This window comes from Roseibium sp. JB4-4 (genome assembly GCF_055693425.1).
The window spans coordinates 3,460,527-3,476,967 of the sequence record NZ_CM146333.1; the positions used below are offsets into that span (position 1 = coordinate 3,460,527).

The 16,441-nt window shown below is 56.1% G+C and carries 19 protein-coding genes; 17 read left to right on the top strand and 2 right to left on the bottom strand.

The features are described from left to right. Positions 1-203 precede the first annotated feature (203 nt). Positions 204-944, bottom strand: coding sequence for a phosphonate metabolism transcriptional regulator PhnF (gene phnF, locus ACZ1HV_RS16225; protein WP_472715745.1), 741 nt, complete (start codon positions 942-944; stop codon positions 204-206). Positions 945-1,077: 133 nt separating this feature from the next. On the opposite strand from phnF, the gene phnG reads away from it, so the two are divergent. The 13 genes from phnG (at position 1,078) to rimM (ending at position 11,512) form a co-directional block, all read left to right on the top strand. Beyond that, entirely contained in the window at positions 1,078-1,551 is a 474-nt protein-coding gene (gene phnG, locus ACZ1HV_RS16230; protein WP_472715746.1) for a phosphonate C-P lyase system protein PhnG, read from the top strand. After that, on the top strand, positions 1,551-2,183 hold the full coding sequence (gene phnH / locus ACZ1HV_RS16235; RefSeq protein WP_472715747.1) for a phosphonate C-P lyase system protein PhnH: 633 nt from the start codon (positions 1,551-1,553) through the stop codon (positions 2,181-2,183). The genes phnG and phnH overlap by 1 nt, the downstream gene beginning before the upstream one ends. A 3-nt stretch (positions 2,184-2,186) precedes the next feature. Then, positions 2,187-3,311, top strand: coding sequence for a carbon-phosphorus lyase complex subunit (locus ACZ1HV_RS16240; protein ID WP_472715748.1), 1,125 nt, complete (start codon positions 2,187-2,189; stop codon positions 3,309-3,311). After that, the gene (locus ACZ1HV_RS16245) at positions 3,308-4,237 is read left to right on the top strand and encodes an alpha-D-ribose 1-methylphosphonate 5-phosphate C-P-lyase PhnJ (RefSeq protein ID WP_298816724.1); all 930 of its coding nucleotides are present in this window, start codon (positions 3,308-3,310) and stop codon (positions 4,235-4,237) included. Before ACZ1HV_RS16240 ends, ACZ1HV_RS16245 begins: the two co-directional genes overlap by 4 nt. Then, entirely contained in the window at positions 4,234-5,022 is a 789-nt protein-coding gene (phnK, locus tag ACZ1HV_RS16250; RefSeq protein ID WP_298816726.1) for a phosphonate C-P lyase system protein PhnK, read from the top strand. Before ACZ1HV_RS16245 ends, phnK begins: the two co-directional genes overlap by 4 nt. Before the next feature lie 15 nt (positions 5,023-5,037). After that, the gene (phnL, locus tag ACZ1HV_RS16255; RefSeq protein ID WP_298816729.1) at positions 5,038-5,742 is read left to right on the top strand and encodes a phosphonate C-P lyase system protein PhnL; all 705 of its coding nucleotides are present in this window, start codon (positions 5,038-5,040) and stop codon (positions 5,740-5,742) included. Positions 5,743-5,865: 123 nt separating this feature from the next. Further along, positions 5,866-6,615: a DUF1045 domain-containing protein gene (locus tag ACZ1HV_RS16260; RefSeq protein WP_472715749.1), complete on the top strand. Its 750-nt coding sequence runs from the start codon at positions 5,866-5,868 to the stop codon at positions 6,613-6,615. After that, positions 6,612-7,757, top strand: a complete 1,146-nt coding sequence (locus ACZ1HV_RS16265) for an alpha-D-ribose 1-methylphosphonate 5-triphosphate diphosphatase (RefSeq protein ID WP_298964007.1) — start codon at positions 6,612-6,614, stop codon at positions 7,755-7,757. The genes ACZ1HV_RS16260 and ACZ1HV_RS16265 overlap by 4 nt, the downstream gene beginning before the upstream one ends. Next, positions 7,750-8,331 (top strand): phosphonate metabolism protein/1,5-bisphosphokinase (PRPP-forming) PhnN, encoded by a 582-nt coding sequence (gene phnN / locus ACZ1HV_RS16270; protein WP_472715750.1) that lies wholly within the window; start codon positions 7,750-7,752, stop codon positions 8,329-8,331. Before ACZ1HV_RS16265 ends, phnN begins: the two co-directional genes overlap by 8 nt. 289 nt (positions 8,332-8,620) lie before the next feature. Then, positions 8,621-10,168, top strand: coding sequence for a signal recognition particle protein (gene ffh, locus ACZ1HV_RS16275; protein ID WP_298816737.1), 1,548 nt, complete (start codon positions 8,621-8,623; stop codon positions 10,166-10,168). Further along, positions 10,165-10,488 (top strand): chorismate mutase, encoded by a 324-nt coding sequence (locus ACZ1HV_RS16280; protein WP_298816739.1) that lies wholly within the window; start codon positions 10,165-10,167, stop codon positions 10,486-10,488. The genes ffh and ACZ1HV_RS16280 overlap by 4 nt, the downstream gene beginning before the upstream one ends. Before the next feature lie 17 nt (positions 10,489-10,505). After that, entirely contained in the window at positions 10,506-10,910 is a 405-nt protein-coding gene (gene rpsP / locus ACZ1HV_RS16285; RefSeq protein WP_298816741.1) for a 30S ribosomal protein S16, read from the top strand. Positions 10,911-10,957: 47 nt separating this feature from the next. Beyond that, the gene (gene rimM, locus ACZ1HV_RS16290) at positions 10,958-11,512 is read left to right on the top strand and encodes a ribosome maturation factor RimM (protein ID WP_472715751.1); all 555 of its coding nucleotides are present in this window, start codon (positions 10,958-10,960) and stop codon (positions 11,510-11,512) included. Here the strand turns inward: rimM and ACZ1HV_RS16295 are convergent. Then, positions 11,461-11,898, bottom strand: a complete 438-nt coding sequence (locus ACZ1HV_RS16295; RefSeq protein WP_472715752.1) for a VanZ family protein — start codon at positions 11,896-11,898, stop codon at positions 11,461-11,463. The genes rimM and ACZ1HV_RS16295 overlap by 52 nt on opposite strands. A gap of 259 nt (positions 11,899-12,157) precedes the next feature. Here ACZ1HV_RS16295 and trmD point away from each other — a divergent pair, with 259 nt between their 5' ends. The 4 genes from trmD (at position 12,158) to ACZ1HV_RS16315 (ending at position 16,310) form a co-directional block, all read left to right on the top strand. Beyond that, on the top strand, positions 12,158-12,868 hold the full coding sequence (gene trmD, locus ACZ1HV_RS16300) for a tRNA (guanosine(37)-N1)-methyltransferase TrmD (RefSeq protein WP_472715753.1): 711 nt from the start codon (positions 12,158-12,160) through the stop codon (positions 12,866-12,868). Positions 12,869-13,181: 313 nt separating this feature from the next. After that, positions 13,182-13,652 (top strand): 50S ribosomal protein L19, encoded by a 471-nt coding sequence (rplS, locus tag ACZ1HV_RS16305; protein WP_298816748.1) that lies wholly within the window; start codon positions 13,182-13,184, stop codon positions 13,650-13,652. A gap of 305 nt (positions 13,653-13,957) precedes the next feature. After that, a complete protein-coding gene (gene leuC / locus ACZ1HV_RS16310; protein ID WP_298816750.1) occupies positions 13,958-15,370 on the top strand; it encodes a 3-isopropylmalate dehydratase large subunit in 1,413 nt (470 codons plus the stop codon). A 382-nt stretch (positions 15,371-15,752) separates the two neighbouring features. Continuing rightward, on the top strand, positions 15,753-16,310 hold the full coding sequence (locus tag ACZ1HV_RS16315; protein WP_298816752.1) for an HNH endonuclease: 558 nt from the start codon (positions 15,753-15,755) through the stop codon (positions 16,308-16,310). The last annotated feature ends 131 nt before the right edge of the window (positions 16,311-16,441 follow it).

A 16,441-nucleotide genomic window follows, 5' to 3' on the forward strand; every position in this document is an offset into this window, starting at 1 on the left:
ACAGGTGGCCTATTGCCTTCGAAAACGAAAAGATATTTTTCCATGAAGGAAAAAATAAGCCGGGTTGAACTTCCCAGTTGAGTTTGGGGTAATCGGCGATCTGAAGGAAACCGGACGACACCAATCGTTGAAGGAATCGCATCGCGGTGTTTCCTGATTGGCTGAATAGGCCTGCTAGAAAAAATGAAAAGAGGTGTTCGCGCCTAGCCATCGCCATTGACGACGAGCTGGATCCTGTCAGCTGGAACGCGCGCGCGGGTGTATTGGAGAGGCTTTCCGCTGTCGTCGAGATTCAGGCTTTCCATCACCAGTACCGGCTGACCCAGGGCGAGACCAAGCTGGCGGGCGTCCTGAGCGTCGACAAGCTCGGCTGTTATCCGCGTTTCCTTGCGCTGGTAGTCTTCAATGCCGGCAGCCTTCAATGCCTTGGTGATTGATCCGTTTTCGGCATAGTCCGCAACAAGGTTGGGTACGCGAGACTGTTCGAACCAGCTTGTTGCGACAATCATTGGAGTTCCGTCCGCCACTCTCAATGTTTCCACCCTGATCAAGGGCTCTCCTAACGGTACGCCAAGTTGACTGGAAAGAAATGCGTCGGCTTCTTCGATGGCGGAGCCGATCAGTCGGCCGCTTGGTGCCCGGTGTTGTCCCGATACGATTTCCGAAAATCGAGTACGCGGGCCGATTGGATAACTGAGCGGAGCTGAGGCGACAAATGTTCCGCGGCCCTGGTCGGCCCGCAATATGCCTTCCGACGTCAGTGCAGCAATTGCGCGGCGAACGGTATGCCGGTTCACGCCGAAACGCGCGGCAAGATCGGATTCCGGCGGCAAGCGGCTGCCCTTCTCAAAGACACCGCCAATAATGTCAGCCTTGAGTGTTTCCATGATCTGTCGCCAAACCGTTATTCCGGCGCCACGATCAACTGAGCTGTTGTTCGTCATGCGAACGTCATCAAATTTCAGTAGCAATTAGTCAATCAGTTTATTTGTATAGACAAATAGACAAATTCTGCTTAAGCAGATCCTGCCCTGCATTTCTTCTTAGGAACCGCCCAACCCGACAAAGGCGCGCTTCATGACTGAAAACTCTTCTCAATCCAACACGGACGGAACGGTGGAAGCCCGCCGGAAAGTCATGGCAACGCTCGCTGCTGCCTCTCCCGAGGCTGTTGCGGAAAGATATGAGACGCTGTCGCCACCCGACTATGATCTTGTCCGTCAACCGGAAACGGGTCTGGTGATGGTGCGCGGCCGAATGGGGGGCACGGGCAGCCCATTCAATTTGGGTGAGGTGACAGTAACGCGCTGTGTCGTGCGCCTGCGAACGGGGGAAACCGGGAGCAGCTATGCACTTGGCCGAAACAAGACAAAAGCGCTGCAATCGGCAGTGATCGATGCACTTTGGCAAACAAGCGATGGCCGCGACAAAATTGAGATGGACATCATAAGGCCGCTCGATGGTTCGCAAAGCACGGCAAAAGAGACCGTCAAACAAGAGACTGAAGCGACCAAAGTCAACTTCTTCACCATGGTACGCGGAGACAACTGATGGACACTGCAATCGATGCAAGTGAGCACACCACCCCGCTTGCCGCGGGATTTCAGGATCCGGTGCATGATGCGCAAGAATGCTTTCGGGCGATCATGAATGCCATGGCGCGGCCTGGAACGGAGCAGCTGATCCGGGAAGACGGCTTGGTGCCGCCGGCCCCTCTCACGCCGACCGTTGCGGCCATTGTTTTGACGCTGCTGGATTATGACACACCCGTCTGGCTCGACAGGCCTTTGATGACGAGTGACGCGGTCAAGTCGTTCCTGCGTTTTCACACCGGTGCTCCAATTGTGAAGGAACCTGTCGAGGCAGCCTTCGCGATTGTTGCAGATCCTGCTCATCTGGTGCCTTTGGCCAGCTTCAATCAGGGTTCCGCAGAATATCCGGATCGATCGACCACAGTGGTCCTGTCATCGCAGGAATTCGGCAAACACGCACCAGTGACGCTTGAAGGACCCGGCATCAAAGATAGGGCTGCACTGTCGACCGGTCCGTTACCACCAGTTTTCTGGGATCAGGTCTCGGCCAACAGCCGGCTGTTTCCGCGAGGTGTCGATCTGATCTTTTCCGGCAAGGGGCGCATTAGCGCCCTGCCCCGGTCTACCCGCATTCTGCCTTCGGAGGTTTGAGTCATGTATGTTGCCGTCAAGGGTGGCGAGAAAGCCATCCGCAATGCTCACAAGCTGACCGCAAAACGCCGGCGCGGCGATACCTCTGTTCCCTCGCTGACACTCGAACAGATTGCCCAGCAGCTCAGCCACGCTGTTGCCCGTGTCATGGGAGAAGGGTCTCTTTACGACGAGACACTCGCGGCCCTGGCCATCAAGCAAGCGCGGGGTGATCTGATCGAGGCTGCCTTCCTGATGCGGGCCTACCGCACGACGCTGCCACGTTTTGGGTACAGCAAACCGGTCGATACCGCAGAAATGCTGGTCGAGCGCAGGATCTCTGCAACCTACAAGGATCTTCCCGGCGGGCAGGTGCTCGGTCCAACCTTCGATTACAGCCACCGCTTGCTCGACTTCGCCCTAGCGGCGGAAGACGACAGTGCAGAGCCTGCCGTCGAAACGTTACCGCCTGAGGACGTAGCAATGCCGCGGGTCACGGACCTCCTGGGCGATGAAGGGCTGATGGAGCCGGACCCAGTGTCAGACGAGACGGCTCCTGTGGGCGATCTGACGCGGGAGCCACTGTCGTTTCCGGCAGACCGTGACCTGCGCCTTCAGAACCTTGCCCGGGGCGACGAGGGTTTTCTGCTGGCGCTCGCCTATTCCACGCAGCGCGGCTATGGCCGAACGCACCCCTTTGCCGGAGAAATCCGCTATGGCGAGGTCGAAGTTGAGTTCTTTGCCGAAGAGCTGGGGTTTGCGGTCACGCTCGGGACCATCAAGGTCACCGAATGTCAGATGATCAACCAGTTCAAAGGCTCGGCCAAGACAGCGCCGACTTTTACGCGGGGTTATGGTCTCGTCTTTGGCCAGGTGGAACGCAAGGCCATGTCCATGGCAATGGTCGATCGCTCCATGCGCTTTGAAGAATTGGGCGAAGAGCAGGTCGCGCCGGCACAGGATGTCGAATTTGTGCTGTCTCACTCGGACAACATCCAGGCAACCGGATTTGTCGAACACCTGAAACTGCCGCACTACGTCGACTTTCAGGCTGAACTCGTCCTGGTGCGCCAGATGCGTGCCGAATGGTTCGAAAAACGCCGGCAGGAAGAAGACAGCGGCGATGCTGCCCAGGAGGCTGCGGAATGAACGATACGGCTCAGATCTTCGACCAGGGCGAGTACAATTTCGCTTACCTGGATGAACAGACCAAACGCATGATTCGGCGAGCGATCCTCAAGGGCATCGCCATCCCCGGATATCAGGTTCCTTTTGCCTCCCGGGAAATGCCGATGCCGTATGGCTGGGGGACGGGTGGTGTCCAAGTGACGGCTTCGATACTGGGCAAGGACGATTGTCTGAAGATGATCGATCAGGGTTCGGACGACACCACGAATGCGGTCTCGCTCCGTGGCTTCTTTGAAAAGACGGCGGGTGTCAGAACCACCTATGAGACCTCTGAAGCCACCGTCATACAGACACGGCACCGGATACCGGAAAAGGGATTAAGGGAAGACCAGGTTCTGGTTTTTCAGGTGCCGATCCCCGAGCCGCTTCGGTTCCTGGAGCCTCGAGAAACCGAGACCCGCAAGATGCACGCTCTTGAAGACTATGGTCTGATGCACGTGAAGCTTTACGAAGACATCGCGAAAAACGGCCATATTGCTACGACCTACGCCTATCCGGTGAAGGTCAATGACCGCTATGTCATGGATCCTTCTCCGACGCCCAAATTCGACAACCCGAAAATCGACCAGATGCCGGCGCTGCAGCTTTACGGCGCTGGCCGCGAGAAACGGATCTATGCAATCCCGCCCTATACGAAGGTGAAGAGCCTGGACTTCGATGATTATCCCTTCGAAGTTCAAAAATTTGACAAGCCCTGCGGGCTATGCGGTGCGGAAAATGTCTATCTCGACGAAGTCATCCTCGATGACCAAGGCGGTCGGATGTACGTCTGTTCCGACAGTGACCATTGCGAGGAACGCCGCGCGAACGGGCATCTTGGCCCGATGGCAGCCGACCCGGCAGCCACACACTTCGCCGGTGGCGCATCAGAGGAGACGGTTCAATGAACGTGTTCCAACCCGAAGCCCCTTTGCTGCAGGTTCATAATGTCACTCGATATTATGGCGACAGGATCGGGTGTCTGGACGTCTCGTTCGATCTTTGGCCCGGTGAAGTGCTGGCCATTGTCGGAGAAAGCGGTTCCGGCAAAACGACTTTGCTGAATTGCCTTTCAACGCGTCTTGCGCCAACCGCAGGCGCAATCGAATATCGCATGCGAGATGGCGCTATGCGCAATCTCTATCAATTGACGGAAGCCGAGCGCCGTCTGCTGATGCGCACAGACTGGGGCTTTGTGCACCAGAATGCGGCTGACGGCCTGCGCATGAATGTGTCTGCCGGCGCGAATGTCGGTGAAAGGCTGATGGCCGTAGGTGATCGGCACTATGGAAACATTCGTTCCACGGCAGATGACTGGCTTGGGCGTGTCGAAATCGAGAGTGACCGGATCGATGATGACCCGCGATCTTTTTCCGGTGGGATGCGTCAGCGTTTGCAGATTGCCCGAAATCTTGTGACACGTCCCCGGCTGGTCTTCATGGACGAACCGACAGGCGGGCTCGATGTTTCCGTCCAGGCTCGTCTGCTTGACCTTTTGCGCCGTCTGGTGGCTGATCTTGGCCTTTCCGTGGTCATCGTCACCCATGACCTTGCCGTTGCAAGGCTGCTCTCGCACAGGATCATGGTCATGCGCCACGGCAATGTGATTGAGGCCGGGTTGACGGATCAGGTTCTGGACGACCCGCGCGAGCCGTATACGCAGCTGCTTGTCTCTTCCATTCTTCAAGTCTGAACGGGGTCAATTCCAATGGCTGTTCGTCTCTACCTTAACAGTGTCGGCAAGACATTCACCATGCACCTGCAAGGGGGCACTGTCATTCCTGTCGTCGAAAAGGTCGAATTTTCGGTCGATGCCGGCGAATGCGTCGTGCTGGGCGGCCCGTCCGGTGCCGGCAAAAGCTCAATCCTGAAGATGATCTATGGCAACTATCGTTGCGACCAGGGCCAGATTCTGGTGACTGTCGGTGACGAGATTGTCAATGTGGCCGGCGCCAAACCCCGCGATATCCTGAAACTGCGTAGCGATACCATTGGGTATGTCAGTCAGTTTCTACGCACGATCCCCCGTGTTTCAGCAGAAGACGTTGTTGCTGAACCGTTGATCGCGCAAGGTTCAAGCGAAGAGGAAGGCCGAGACAAGGCCAGGACGCTCCTGGCGCGCCTGAATGTTCCGGAACGCCTTTGGACCTTGCCTCCGGCAACCTTCTCGGGCGGTGAGCAGCAGAGGGTCAACATTGCGAGGGGTTTTATCGCGCATTATCCGATCCTGCTGCTCGATGAGCCGACAGCGTCACTCGATGCCGCCAACCGGGCGGTGGTCGTTCGGCTGGTGGAAGAGAAGAAAGCGCAAGGCGTCGCTATGGTCGGCATTCTGCATGATCAGGATGTGCGTCAGGAAATCGCCGACCGCATAATAGATGTCACGTCATTCAGTTCCGAGGTGGCCGCTTAGCGGCCGTGGGAAAAAGGTCAAAAAGGCGGTCTGGACTTGCGGGCGGGCGACAATTGTCACAGAACGGTCATTGCCCACCGGTAGGCCGTCCGCAGCCACCCGCCTTTCACATGATTGTTCACCATGCGCTATGCAATTTATTTCGCCGCTACGGCCGATGACAGCCTGATGCTCCTAGGCAATGCCTGGCTTGGCAGGGACACCTTCACGGGAGATCCATTGCCACAGCCCGGCATCGAAGGATTGTCTCAGGCTCGGGTTGCTGAGCTGACATCCAGTCCCCGACGTTACGGCTTTCATGGGACACTAAAAGCGCCGTTCTTTCTGCGCGAGGGTGAAACGGAAAATGACCTGGTGAGCGCTTGCGAAGACTTTGCAAGCAGCATTGCACCTTTTGAAATCCAAAAACTGGGAGTCAACAGGCTGGGAAAGTTTCTGGCACTCACACCTGACCAGGACGAACCGGATCTGAAGGCCTTTGCCGGGTTGTGTGTCCGTCACTTTGACAAGTTCAGAGCGCCACTTTCCGATGCCGATCTGGAGCGGCGCCGCAAGAGCGGCCTGTCCCCGAAGCAGGACGCTTACCTGCAAGACTGGGGCTATCCATACATCTTCGATGAATTTCGCTTTCACATGACGCTTTCGAACAAACTCGACGCGGAAAAGGAGGCGGAATTTCTGACAGAATCCGCGTGCGCCTTCTTCGCAAAGGTGACGGGAAACCGCCGCAGATGCAGTCATTTCGGGCTTTATGTAGAGCCTGAACCCGGGGCACCTTTTCAGGTTCAGAAAATCTTTGAACTCACCGGCGGCACGGCGCCATGCAACGTCCAGTTTCCCGACGACAGTCTCACCCGCAAGGAGAACGTATGAGCACGCAGCCCAAGGTCTTCAAGAACGCCAAACTTGTTCTGCCCGACGACGTGTTGGACGGCTCGCTTCAAATTGACGAAGCGGGACTGATCGCCGGCGTCGCGTCTCCGACCGAAACAGACGGCCACGATTGCGACGGTGACTATTTGCTTCCAGGCCTGGTTGAGCTGCATACAGACCACCTTGAAACACACTATGCGCCCCGTCCGAAAGTTCGGTGGAACCCGGTTTCAGCCGTTCAAGCGCATGACGCGCAAATTGCGTGCGCGGGCATTACGACTGTTTTCGATGCGTTGCGTGTCGGCATGGATGAAGACGCTGACCTCAGATATCCGGATATGCGCACGCTTGCGGATGCGATCGAAACCGGCCAGCAGGAACATCGGCTGCGCGCCGATCACTTTATCCATCTCCGCTGTGAAGTCTCGGCACCGGATGTGCTCGAGGCTTTCAAGGTCTTCGAAGATGACGACAGCATTCGCTTGATTTCCTTGATGGATCATACGCCCGGGCAGCGCCAATTCGTTTCGCTCGATGCCTACAAGATCTACTATCAGGGTAAAAAGGGCTTTTCGGACGAGCAGATGGAAGAATTCATCCGCCGGCGTCAGGAGCGCGCCAGTGGCCTGGCGCCCGAAAACCGGCAGAAACTCTCGGAAATTGCCCAGGCGCGGGGTATCGCCATAGCAAGTCATGACGATGCAACGCAGGATCATGTCGACGAGGCGATTGAGCTGAAAACGAAGATCGCTGAGTTCCCGACCACGGTTGAAGCGGCAAAGGCCTCGCATGCCGCCGGCATGGCGGTCCTAATGGGCGCGCCCAACGTTGTCCGGGGTGGCTCACACTCTGGCAACGTGTCTGCGAAGGAACTTGCCGAAGCCGGTGTCCTGGATGTTTTGTCCTCCGACTATGTTCCAGTGTCCCTTCTCCAGGCTTCGTTTCAACTGGCGGAAGAGACTGAGAGCATCTCTTTGCCCCAAGCGGTTGCCATGGTGACGTCGACGCCGGCCAACGCGATTGGATTGTCTGACCGGGGTGCATTGTCGCCAGGTCTGCGGGCGGATCTTATTCAGGTGAAGATGGTCGGTAACATTCCGATTGTCAGGGGCGTATGGCGCGAGGGCCGGCGGGTTGCCTGACGTTACGGTTGAGGATGCCGGACTCGGCCCAGGCCGCATGGTTTTGGTCGTTGGGCCTAGCGGCGCAGGCAAAGACACGCTTATGGCAGCCCTCCATGAACGCTTGAAGTTCAGAAGCGATGTGGTGTTTGCCCGTCGTGCCATCACGCGCGACGCCGATCCGGAAGCAGAAGACCACGATACGCTCAGCCGGGACGAATTCGACCGCCTTGTCGACACGCAGGAGGTCGCCCTGTCCTGGGAAGCACACGGTCTGGGCTATGTCATTCCAAAATCCTATGACGAGGCCATCGCCAAGGGCGTGACGGTGATTGCCAACGGGTCCCGGAAAGTTCTCGAGCGGTCGGCGCAAAAGTATCAATCGGCCATCGTTTTTCTGATCACGGCTCCAATTGACGTACTGGCCGAGCGGTTGTCCGCGCGCGGGCGAGAAACCAAAGACGATATCAGGCGGCGGCTTCAACGGGCAGATCTAGAGCCAGACTCGCTCGCGAATCTAGTCCGAATTGAAAACACGGGCACAGTCGAAGATGGCGTCGCCGCTATGATGAAGGCGCTGGGCTACCAGGCGTGATTTCGCTTTGCTTTGAGCGGCACCGTTGAAGGAAGGCAAATTCCGCAGCTTGCTTGACTCCTTCCATCGTTTCAGGCATAGACCCGCCAACTCCATTTGAGTGACTGAAATTCGAATTGCCGACCGGGACCCGCAAAGGTGTAAAGAGAGCCCGGAGGTTAACACCCGACAGCGCGTTGCGCCCTCGGGTGCTAAACTGCTTTGCATGGCTCGACCCGTTTGGATTTGCACACCGGTTGCCCATATGGATCGGGAGTTCTCCCGAAACTGGCGAGTTTAAGGACCACTGATGTTTGAAAGCCTGTCCGATCGACTAAGCGGAATTTTCGATAAGCTCACGGGTCGTGGAGCACTGTCGGAAAACGACGTCAATGAAGCGCTGCGCGAAATACGCCGCGCGCTGATTGAAGCCGATGTCGCGTTGCCGATCGTTCGTTCCTTTACCGACAAGGTCCGCAACCGGGCTGTTGGCGCGGAAGTGGTCAAATCGGTCACGCCTGGCCAGATGGTCGTGAAGATCGTGCACGATCAGCTGATTGAGATGCTTGGCGAAGAAGGACAGCCGATCGATCTCAATGCGCCGGCGCCGGTGGCGATCATGATGGTCGGTCTGCAGGGTTCGGGCAAAACGACCACAACTGCAAAGATTGCACGACGCATGACCTTGCGCGACAAGCGCCGGGTTTTGATGGCATCGCTTGATACCCGCCGTCCGGCAGCTCAGGAGCAGCTGAAGGTTCTTGGCGAGCAGAACGAGATCGACACGTTGCCGATCATCGAAGGCCAGGGACCCGTTGAGATCGCCAATCGGGCCATGTCGGCTGCAAAGCTTGGCGGCTATGACGTTGTCCTGCTCGATACTGCAGGCCGCATTCATATCGATGAGCCACTGATGGTCGAGATGGCGGAAGTCAAATCCGCTGCACAGCCTCACGAAATCCTGCTCGTAGCCGACTCCTTGACTGGTCAGGATGCTGTCAATCTCGCCAAGAGTTTCGACGAACGGGTCGGCATAACGGGTATTGCACTGACCCGTATGGATGGTGATGGCCGCGGCGGTGCGGCTTTGTCCATGCAGGCGGTTACGGGCAAGCCGGTCAAGTTGATCGGTACCGGCGAAAAATCCGACGCACTTGAAGACTTTCACCCGAAACGGATTGCCGACCGTATTCTGGGCATGGGCGACATCGTATCGCTGGTGGAAAAGGCGGCTGAGGCCATCGACGCGGAAAAAGCCGCGAAGATGGCCAAGAAGATGCAGAAGGGTCATTTCGACCTGGACGATCTTGCCGAACAGCTGCAGCAAATGGAAAAACTTGGCGGCATGTCCGGAATGATGGGCATGCTTCCCGGCGTCGGCAAAATGAAAAAGCAGATCGAAGCGGCGAACATCGACGACAAGATGTTCAAGCGGCAGGTTGCGATCATTCAATCGATGACACCGACGGAACGGCAGAAGCCGGATCTGCTGAAGGCCAGCCGCAAAAAACGTATTGCCGCGGGCTCCGGTGTTCAGGTGGCCGACGTCAACAAGCTTTTGAAGATGCACCGCCAAATGGCGGACATGATGAAGAAGATGGGCAAGGGCAAAGGTATGCTCGGTAAGCTTATGGGCGGCATGGGCGGTGGAATGCCTGATGTCGATCCGAAGCAGCTTGAGGAAATGGCCAAGTCCGGTCAGCTGCCGGGTGGCATGGAACTGCCAAAGGGATTGCCCGGAGGCATGCCTGGCGGTTTGGGCGGTGCCGGACTTCCGCCCGGCATGCCGGGCCTGCCTGGTCTGGGGGGCCCAAAGCTGCCCGGATTGCCGGGAATGGGTAAGGGTAAAAAGCGATGAGCGAAGCGGAAACACGGCTCGGAGAGAGCGAAGCGCTTGGCGAATTGAAATCACTTAGAGCTTCCATCGACAACATCGATGCGGCGCTCATTCATATGCTCGCAGAGCGGTTCAAGTGCACCCAGAAAGTGGGCGTACTGAAAGCCACAAACGACCTGCCGCCGGCTGATCCGGCGCGGGAAAAAATTCAGATCGAGCGGCTGAGGCAACTGGCCGGTGACGCCAATCTCGATCCTGACTTTGCCGAGAAACTGCTGAACTTCATCGTTCGTGAAGTGATCCGGCACCATGAAGCCATTGCCGCGAAAGCCGGCAGCTAGAAACTGGAGAAAGAAAAATGGCTACGAAAATTCGTCTGGCACGCGGCGGTTCCAAGAAGCGCCCGTATTACCGTATTGTTGTCGCGGACATCCGCTCCCCGCGCGACGGCCGTTTCATTGAAAAGGTCGGTTCCTACGATCCGATGCTGCCGAAAGACTCCGAAGAGCGCGTCAATCTGAACGTCGAGCGCATTCAATACTGGCTCGATAACGGTGCAAAGCCGACAGACCGCGTACACCGTTTCCTGGATGCTGCAGGTCTTTTGAAGCGCGAAGCGCGCAACAACCCGCAAAAGGCTGAGCCGGGCGCGAAAGCGAAAGAGCGTCTGGAAGCCAAGCGTTTGGCTGAAGAAGAAGCCGCCGCAGCAGCTGCTGAACCGGCAGCCGAAGAAGCAGCGACCGAAGAAGCTGCTGCTGAATAAGCAATGATGTTTAAGCGTACCGGTCTTGCCGCTGGAGGTCTTTTGACATGACTTCGTCTGAAGATCAGAAGATCCTTCTTGCCAAGATCGGTGCAGCTCACGGCATTCGCGGGGAAGTGCGGGTCAAACCTTTTGGGGATGATCCGCTTTCCTTCACCGACTATGGCATTCTGACCACGAAAGACGGCAAACGGTCGTTTGAGGTCAAGAATGCGCGTGTGCAAAAGACGGTCGTGATTACCAGCTTCAAAGGCGTCACCGACCGCAATCAGGCGGAAGAGTTGAACGGGGTTGAGCTCTATGTCGACCGTGACCAGCTTCCGGAGACTGATGACGATGAATTCTACTATTCGGATTTAAACGGCTCGACCGTGCTGGATCAGGATGGCGAGGTTCTGGGCAAGATTGTTGCGGTACAGGATTTCGGTGCCGGCGATCTGCTCGAGATTCGTCCCAAACGCGGCCGGACGTTCTACGTGCCCTTCACGAGGGATTTCGTACCGGAAATCGACCTCGCCAATGACAGGGTCCGTGTCGAACTGCCCGAAGACTATTTTTCCGAAGGAACGCCAGAGCCTTCCGAAGGCGCGCCCGACAGGTAACGTGTCGGGACGGGTTCAAGACCCATACCACTGAAATCAAGTTCTTCCGGAGCGTCTTTGACAGCCTGCCGTGCTTCGGACCGGATGAGGGCAATCAGCGCAACAACCAGGGTGACGCCGATACCGTTGGCGAACGCGTCTGGAAGCGACATTTCGTGATGTGGCAAGAACCCTTGAACCACTTCTCCAGCCAACCCCATGGCAAAGGCGACAACCGCCGAAATCCTCAAGCGACAACAAAACAGCGCGTGGATGGAAAGGGTCAGTAACGCGAAAAAGCCGATATGGATGACCTTGTCATAAGGGTGGCCGACGCCGGTATTGAATACCAGTCCAACAAGCACGCCGAAACTGATCAGGATGACCAGCGGCAACAGACGGCTCATGGAGATGTCAAGGTAATGCCGGTCGATCCGGTCTTGTACGAAAGCCGGTAGTTTGAAACGGAAGACTGGAAACCTGACCACCTTGAGATACCTGACTGAAACGCACTTGCCACATGATGGTCCGTACCCTAATCAGTGCTTCCTCCAGGTTAAGAACCTGTAAGGGTGTGTTGACTTTTCTTGTTATGGTTAACGCATTCCTAACCGCACAGTCCCGGTCACGTAATCTGGCCGGAGTAGCACTGAAAGACAAAGCGCGATGGCGTTCAAGGCGACACTGTTGACCCTTTACCCGGACATGTTTCCGGGTCCGCTTGGACATAGTCTGTCCGGCAGAGCGCTGGAAAAAGGTTTATGGGACCTTGAGAGATGCCAGATCCGGGACTTCGCAACAGACAAACATCGGTCGGTTGACGATACGCCCGCAGGCGGCGGCGCTGGGATGGTCCTGCGTGCAGACATCTTGGCAAAAGCGATCGATGCGGCAGCGTCTTCCGAAGACCCGCGCCCGCGAATATTGATGAGCCCGCGCGGCCTCCCCTTCACGCAAGAACGCGCACATGAGCTGGCCGCCGGGCCCGGCGCAATTATCGTCTGCGGCCGGTTTGAAGGAGTTGATCAGCGTGTGATCGATGCGCGGGGTCTCGAAGAGGTTTCGATTGGTGACTACATTCTGTCAGGCGGCGAGATAGGCGCGATCACGATGCTGGACACGATCATCCGCCTGATCCCAGGTGTCATGGGTAATATGGAAAGCGCTGATACGGAGAGTTTCGAAACCGGGCTTCTGGAGCATCCGCATTACACGCGCCCCGCGGAGTTCGAGGGTCAAATCATTCCGGAGGTGCTGACGTCGGGCAATCACAGGAAAATCCATGATTGGCGCATGGCTGAAGCCGAGCGCCTCACACGCGAACGCAGACCGGATCTTTGGGATGCCTATATGGCGGACGAGGATGACGTGGATTGAGCAGCGTCGTAAATGCGCCGGTGGAGGTCGCGGCGGAGCCAAGTTTGCCAATCAGCGGCAAATCTCGGGTTAAGTTGCCTTTTTACATATTCTCTGATGACATTTTTCAAGAATTCCTGTATACGCCCGCGAAGTCGGAAGAAGCATGACCATCCTGATAGGGGGCGTGTTTCCTGAATTGCTTCTCTTGAGGCGCAAATATTCAGAAAATTCCGGCGGATAATGCACCATGGCCCAAAGTCGGTGAACCCGTTTCCGGCCTTAAAACCGGACAGCGCTCTGACCGCTTTGTAAATGAAAAGGGAAAAATGCCATGAACATCATCGAACAGCTTAATGCTGAGGAAATGGCGAAAATTGAAGAGCAGCGCAAGCTGCCGGAATTTTCGCCAGGTGATACCGTTCGCGTCAATGTGAAGGTCACTGAGGGTAACCGGACTCGTACACAGGCTTACGAAGGTGTCTGCATCGCCCGTTCCGGCGGCGGCATCAACGAGAGCTTCACGGTTCGCAAGATTTCTTACGGTGAAGGCGTGGAACGTGTCTTCCCTATTTATTCTCCGATGCTGGAAGGCGTGGAAGTTGTTCGCCGCGGTAAAGTACGTCGCGCGAAGCTTTATTATCTGCGTGACCGTCGCGGTAAATCCGCCCGCATCACCGAAAACACCAATGTTCGCTCCAAGCGTCTCAACGAAGAGCAGCGCGCTGAAGTGGCTGCTGCAAAAGTTGCCAAGGCAGAAGCGAAAAAGGCCGAAGCTGAAGCAGCTGAAAACGCTGCAGAATAAGCCGAAACGGCTTGGAAATGTTTTGGAAAGGCGGTCCCGGAGGCCGCCTTTTTTGCAACTAGGTGATGGCTGATCGTCTGGCGGTCAATCTCAGTTGAATTCAACTCAACTCGGCAATGCTTGACCTTCAGGCGGCGCTGCGCCATTCACTAAGGCAACCGGTGCTGCGCAAGGCACCAGCAAGCTTTTCATGGCTTGAGTTTACAGGACGCGACTTGCGGCTCAGCCGAGCCCGAAGAAGATTCCGGAGAAATGCGCTGCCCCACGAAATGCGCGCATTGCCGGGCAAAAATGAGGAGAGATCCATGGCCAAGGCACGGACGCTTTACGACAAGATCTGGGACGACCATGCGGTCGATATGCAGCCGGACGGGACAGGGCTGCTTTATATTGACCGGCATCTGGTACATGAAGTGACAAGCCCGCAGGCGTTTGAGGGTTTGCGCATGCATGGCCGCAAGGTGCGGCAGCCGCAAAAGACACTGGCTGTCGTTGACCACAACGTCCCGACCACAGACCGAAGACACGGTATCGACGATCCGGAATCTGCGTTGCAGGTCGAAACGCTTGCCAAGAATGCCACAGAATTCGGCATCGAATACTATTCAGAACTGGATATGCGCCAGGGCGTTGTTCACATTGTGGGTCCCGAACAGGGCTTTACCCTGCCTGGAATGACAATCGTCTGCGGCGACAGCCACACGTCAACACATGGCGCTTTCGGATCGCTCGCACACGGCATCGGCACGTCCGAGGTGGAGCACGTTCTGGCAACGCAGACGCTGATCCAGAAAAAAGCGAAGAACATGCTGGTCAAGGTCGAGGGGCAGATCCCTGAAGGCGTGACTGCCAAGGATATCGTTCTGGCGATTATCGGCAAGATCGGCACAGCCGGTGGTACTGGCTATGTGATCGAATATGCAGGTGAAGCCATTCGTTCGCTTTCCATGGAAGGCCGGATGACGGTTTGCAACATGTCAATTGAGGCCGGCGCCCGCGCAGGTCTGATCGCACCTGACCAGACCACGTTTGACTATATTGACGGCCGGCCGAAAGCGCCAAAGGGTGAGGCTTGGGATATGGCGCTTGCCTATTGGAAAACCCTGCATTCCGACGCTGATGCCTATTTCGACAAGGTCGTAGAGCTTGACGCGGCCAACCTGCCGCCAATCGTTTCCTGGGGATCTTCTCCTGAAGATGTTGTGTCGGTAGAAGGTGTCGTGCCTGATCCTGCTGAAATCGATGACGAGAACCGGCGTGATTCCAAAAAGCGTGCTCTTGATTACATGGGCCTTGAACCGGGCACAAAGATCACGGACATCAAGATCGACCGGGCCTTTATTGGTTCTTGCACAAATGGGCGTATCGAAGACCTTCGGGCAGCTGCCGCTGTCATCGGGAATCACAAGGTTGCCTCTCACGTCAGTGCCATGGTTGTTCCAGGATCGGGTCTTGTGAAAGAGCAGGCTGAGGAAGAAGGTCTGGACCTTGTATTCAAGGAAGCAGGATTTGAGTGGCGCGAGCCGGGCTGCTCCATGTGTCTTGCCATGAATGCGGACAAGTTGAAGCCGGGTGAGCGCTGCGCGTCGACGTCGAACCGGAATTTCGAAGGCCGTCAGGGACACAAGGGCCGGACGCATCTGGTGTCCCCTGCCATGGCCGCCGCGGCTGCGATTGCAGGTCATTTTGTCGATATCCGGGACTGGACGACAAATTGATTCGACTGAGATAAAGCAAATCAAGGGCGCCTCCGGGCGTCCTTTTTCATTTTAAACGTAGATCTGTCACAGTGACGCAGCTGGCGTGGCTTTTGCGCAAATGATTCATAGATTTACGAAAAATCCTTTGACGGAAAACACCTTTCAACAACTGTGACCAGAATTGAAAAAGGCGGGCTTCACAAGACTGTCACCTCGGCACTACAATACTCCCGTCACATAAGGACATGTTCCGCTGTCCGATTGTCCGGACGAAGAACATTCCGGCGCGATCATCTTGGTTTCCTGCGCTGACGCAGGAATGCTGGCTGATCGGACTTTAAGAGTTGGAGCGATCTTTCCCGATCAAGGGAAAGCCGCTCTGAACGATAAGGAGCGGAGAGTGACGATAGCGGTTTCCCAGGGAGCCCATCCGGCGTTGGTACTTAATGCGGACTACCGGCCCCTGAGCTACTACCCTTTGTCCCTGTGGAGTTGGCAGGACACCGTCAAGGCTGTTTTTCTGGATCGGGTGAACATCGTTGCAGAATATGATGCGGCGGTTCGAAGTCCGAGCTTTGAATTTCGATTGCCTAGTGTTGTCTCGCTCAAGACTTTTGTAAAACCCAGCCGATATCCCGCCTTTACCCGCTTCAACGTCTTCCTCCGCGACAAATTCCAGTGTCAGTATTGCAGCTCCAAGGAAGAGCTGACATTCGACCACCTGATTCCTCGCTCAAAGGGTGGCCTGACGACCTGGGACAATGTCATTACCGCTTGCTCCCCCTGCAATTTGCGCAAATCCAACAAGTCGTGCGAACAGCTAAACATGTGGCCAATGCACATGCCGTTTCAGCCGACTATCCAGGACCTGCACAACAATGGCCGCGGATTCCCGCCCAACTACCTGCACGATAGCTGGCTCGATTTTCTGTATTGGGATACTGAACTGGAGCCGTGAGGCTTTGGGTCTTTTTGCCAGTATCGACTTTGTATTGTCTAAGATTTTTCTAATAGTGTTAATTGTTTATTCATAATTGCTACAATGACAGTTTAAGAAATTAGGTACTTTTTTGTAGTACTGTCTCTCGA

What these genes read in the sequence shown, in the direction of transcription:
- phnF (WP_472715745.1), bottom strand. Translation starts at nt 944, where the DNA reads ATGACGAACAACAGCTCAGTTGATCGTGGCGCCGGAATAACGGTTTGG.
- phnG (WP_472715746.1), top strand. Translation starts at nt 1,078, where the DNA reads ATGACTGAAAACTCTTCTCAATCCAACACGGACGGAACGGTGGAAGCC.
- phnH (WP_472715747.1), top strand. Translation starts at nt 1,551, where the DNA reads ATGGACACTGCAATCGATGCAAGTGAGCACACCACCCCGCTTGCCGCG.
- ACZ1HV_RS16240 (WP_472715748.1), top strand. Translation starts at nt 2,187, where the DNA reads ATGTATGTTGCCGTCAAGGGTGGCGAGAAAGCCATCCGCAATGCTCAC.
- ACZ1HV_RS16245 (WP_298816724.1), top strand. Translation starts at nt 3,308, where the DNA reads ATGAACGATACGGCTCAGATCTTCGACCAGGGCGAGTACAATTTCGCT.
- phnK (WP_298816726.1), top strand. Translation starts at nt 4,234, where the DNA reads ATGAACGTGTTCCAACCCGAAGCCCCTTTGCTGCAGGTTCATAATGTC.
- phnL (WP_298816729.1), top strand. Translation starts at nt 5,038, where the DNA reads ATGGCTGTTCGTCTCTACCTTAACAGTGTCGGCAAGACATTCACCATG.
- ACZ1HV_RS16260 (WP_472715749.1), top strand. Translation starts at nt 5,866, where the DNA reads ATGCGCTATGCAATTTATTTCGCCGCTACGGCCGATGACAGCCTGATG.
- ACZ1HV_RS16265 (WP_298964007.1), top strand. Translation starts at nt 6,612, where the DNA reads ATGAGCACGCAGCCCAAGGTCTTCAAGAACGCCAAACTTGTTCTGCCC.
- ffh (WP_298816737.1), top strand. Translation starts at nt 8,621, where the DNA reads ATGTTTGAAAGCCTGTCCGATCGACTAAGCGGAATTTTCGATAAGCTC.
- ACZ1HV_RS16280 (WP_298816739.1), top strand. Translation starts at nt 10,165, where the DNA reads ATGAGCGAAGCGGAAACACGGCTCGGAGAGAGCGAAGCGCTTGGCGAA.
- rpsP (WP_298816741.1), top strand. Translation starts at nt 10,506, where the DNA reads ATGGCTACGAAAATTCGTCTGGCACGCGGCGGTTCCAAGAAGCGCCCG.
- rimM (WP_472715751.1), top strand. Translation starts at nt 10,958, where the DNA reads ATGACTTCGTCTGAAGATCAGAAGATCCTTCTTGCCAAGATCGGTGCA.
- ACZ1HV_RS16295 (WP_472715752.1), bottom strand. Translation starts at nt 11,898, where the DNA reads ATGAGCCGTCTGTTGCCGCTGGTCATCCTGATCAGTTTCGGCGTGCTT.
- trmD (WP_472715753.1), top strand. Translation starts at nt 12,158, where the DNA reads ATGGCGTTCAAGGCGACACTGTTGACCCTTTACCCGGACATGTTTCCG.
- rplS (WP_298816748.1), top strand. Translation starts at nt 13,182, where the DNA reads ATGAACATCATCGAACAGCTTAATGCTGAGGAAATGGCGAAAATTGAA.
- leuC (WP_298816750.1), top strand. Translation starts at nt 13,958, where the DNA reads ATGGCCAAGGCACGGACGCTTTACGACAAGATCTGGGACGACCATGCG.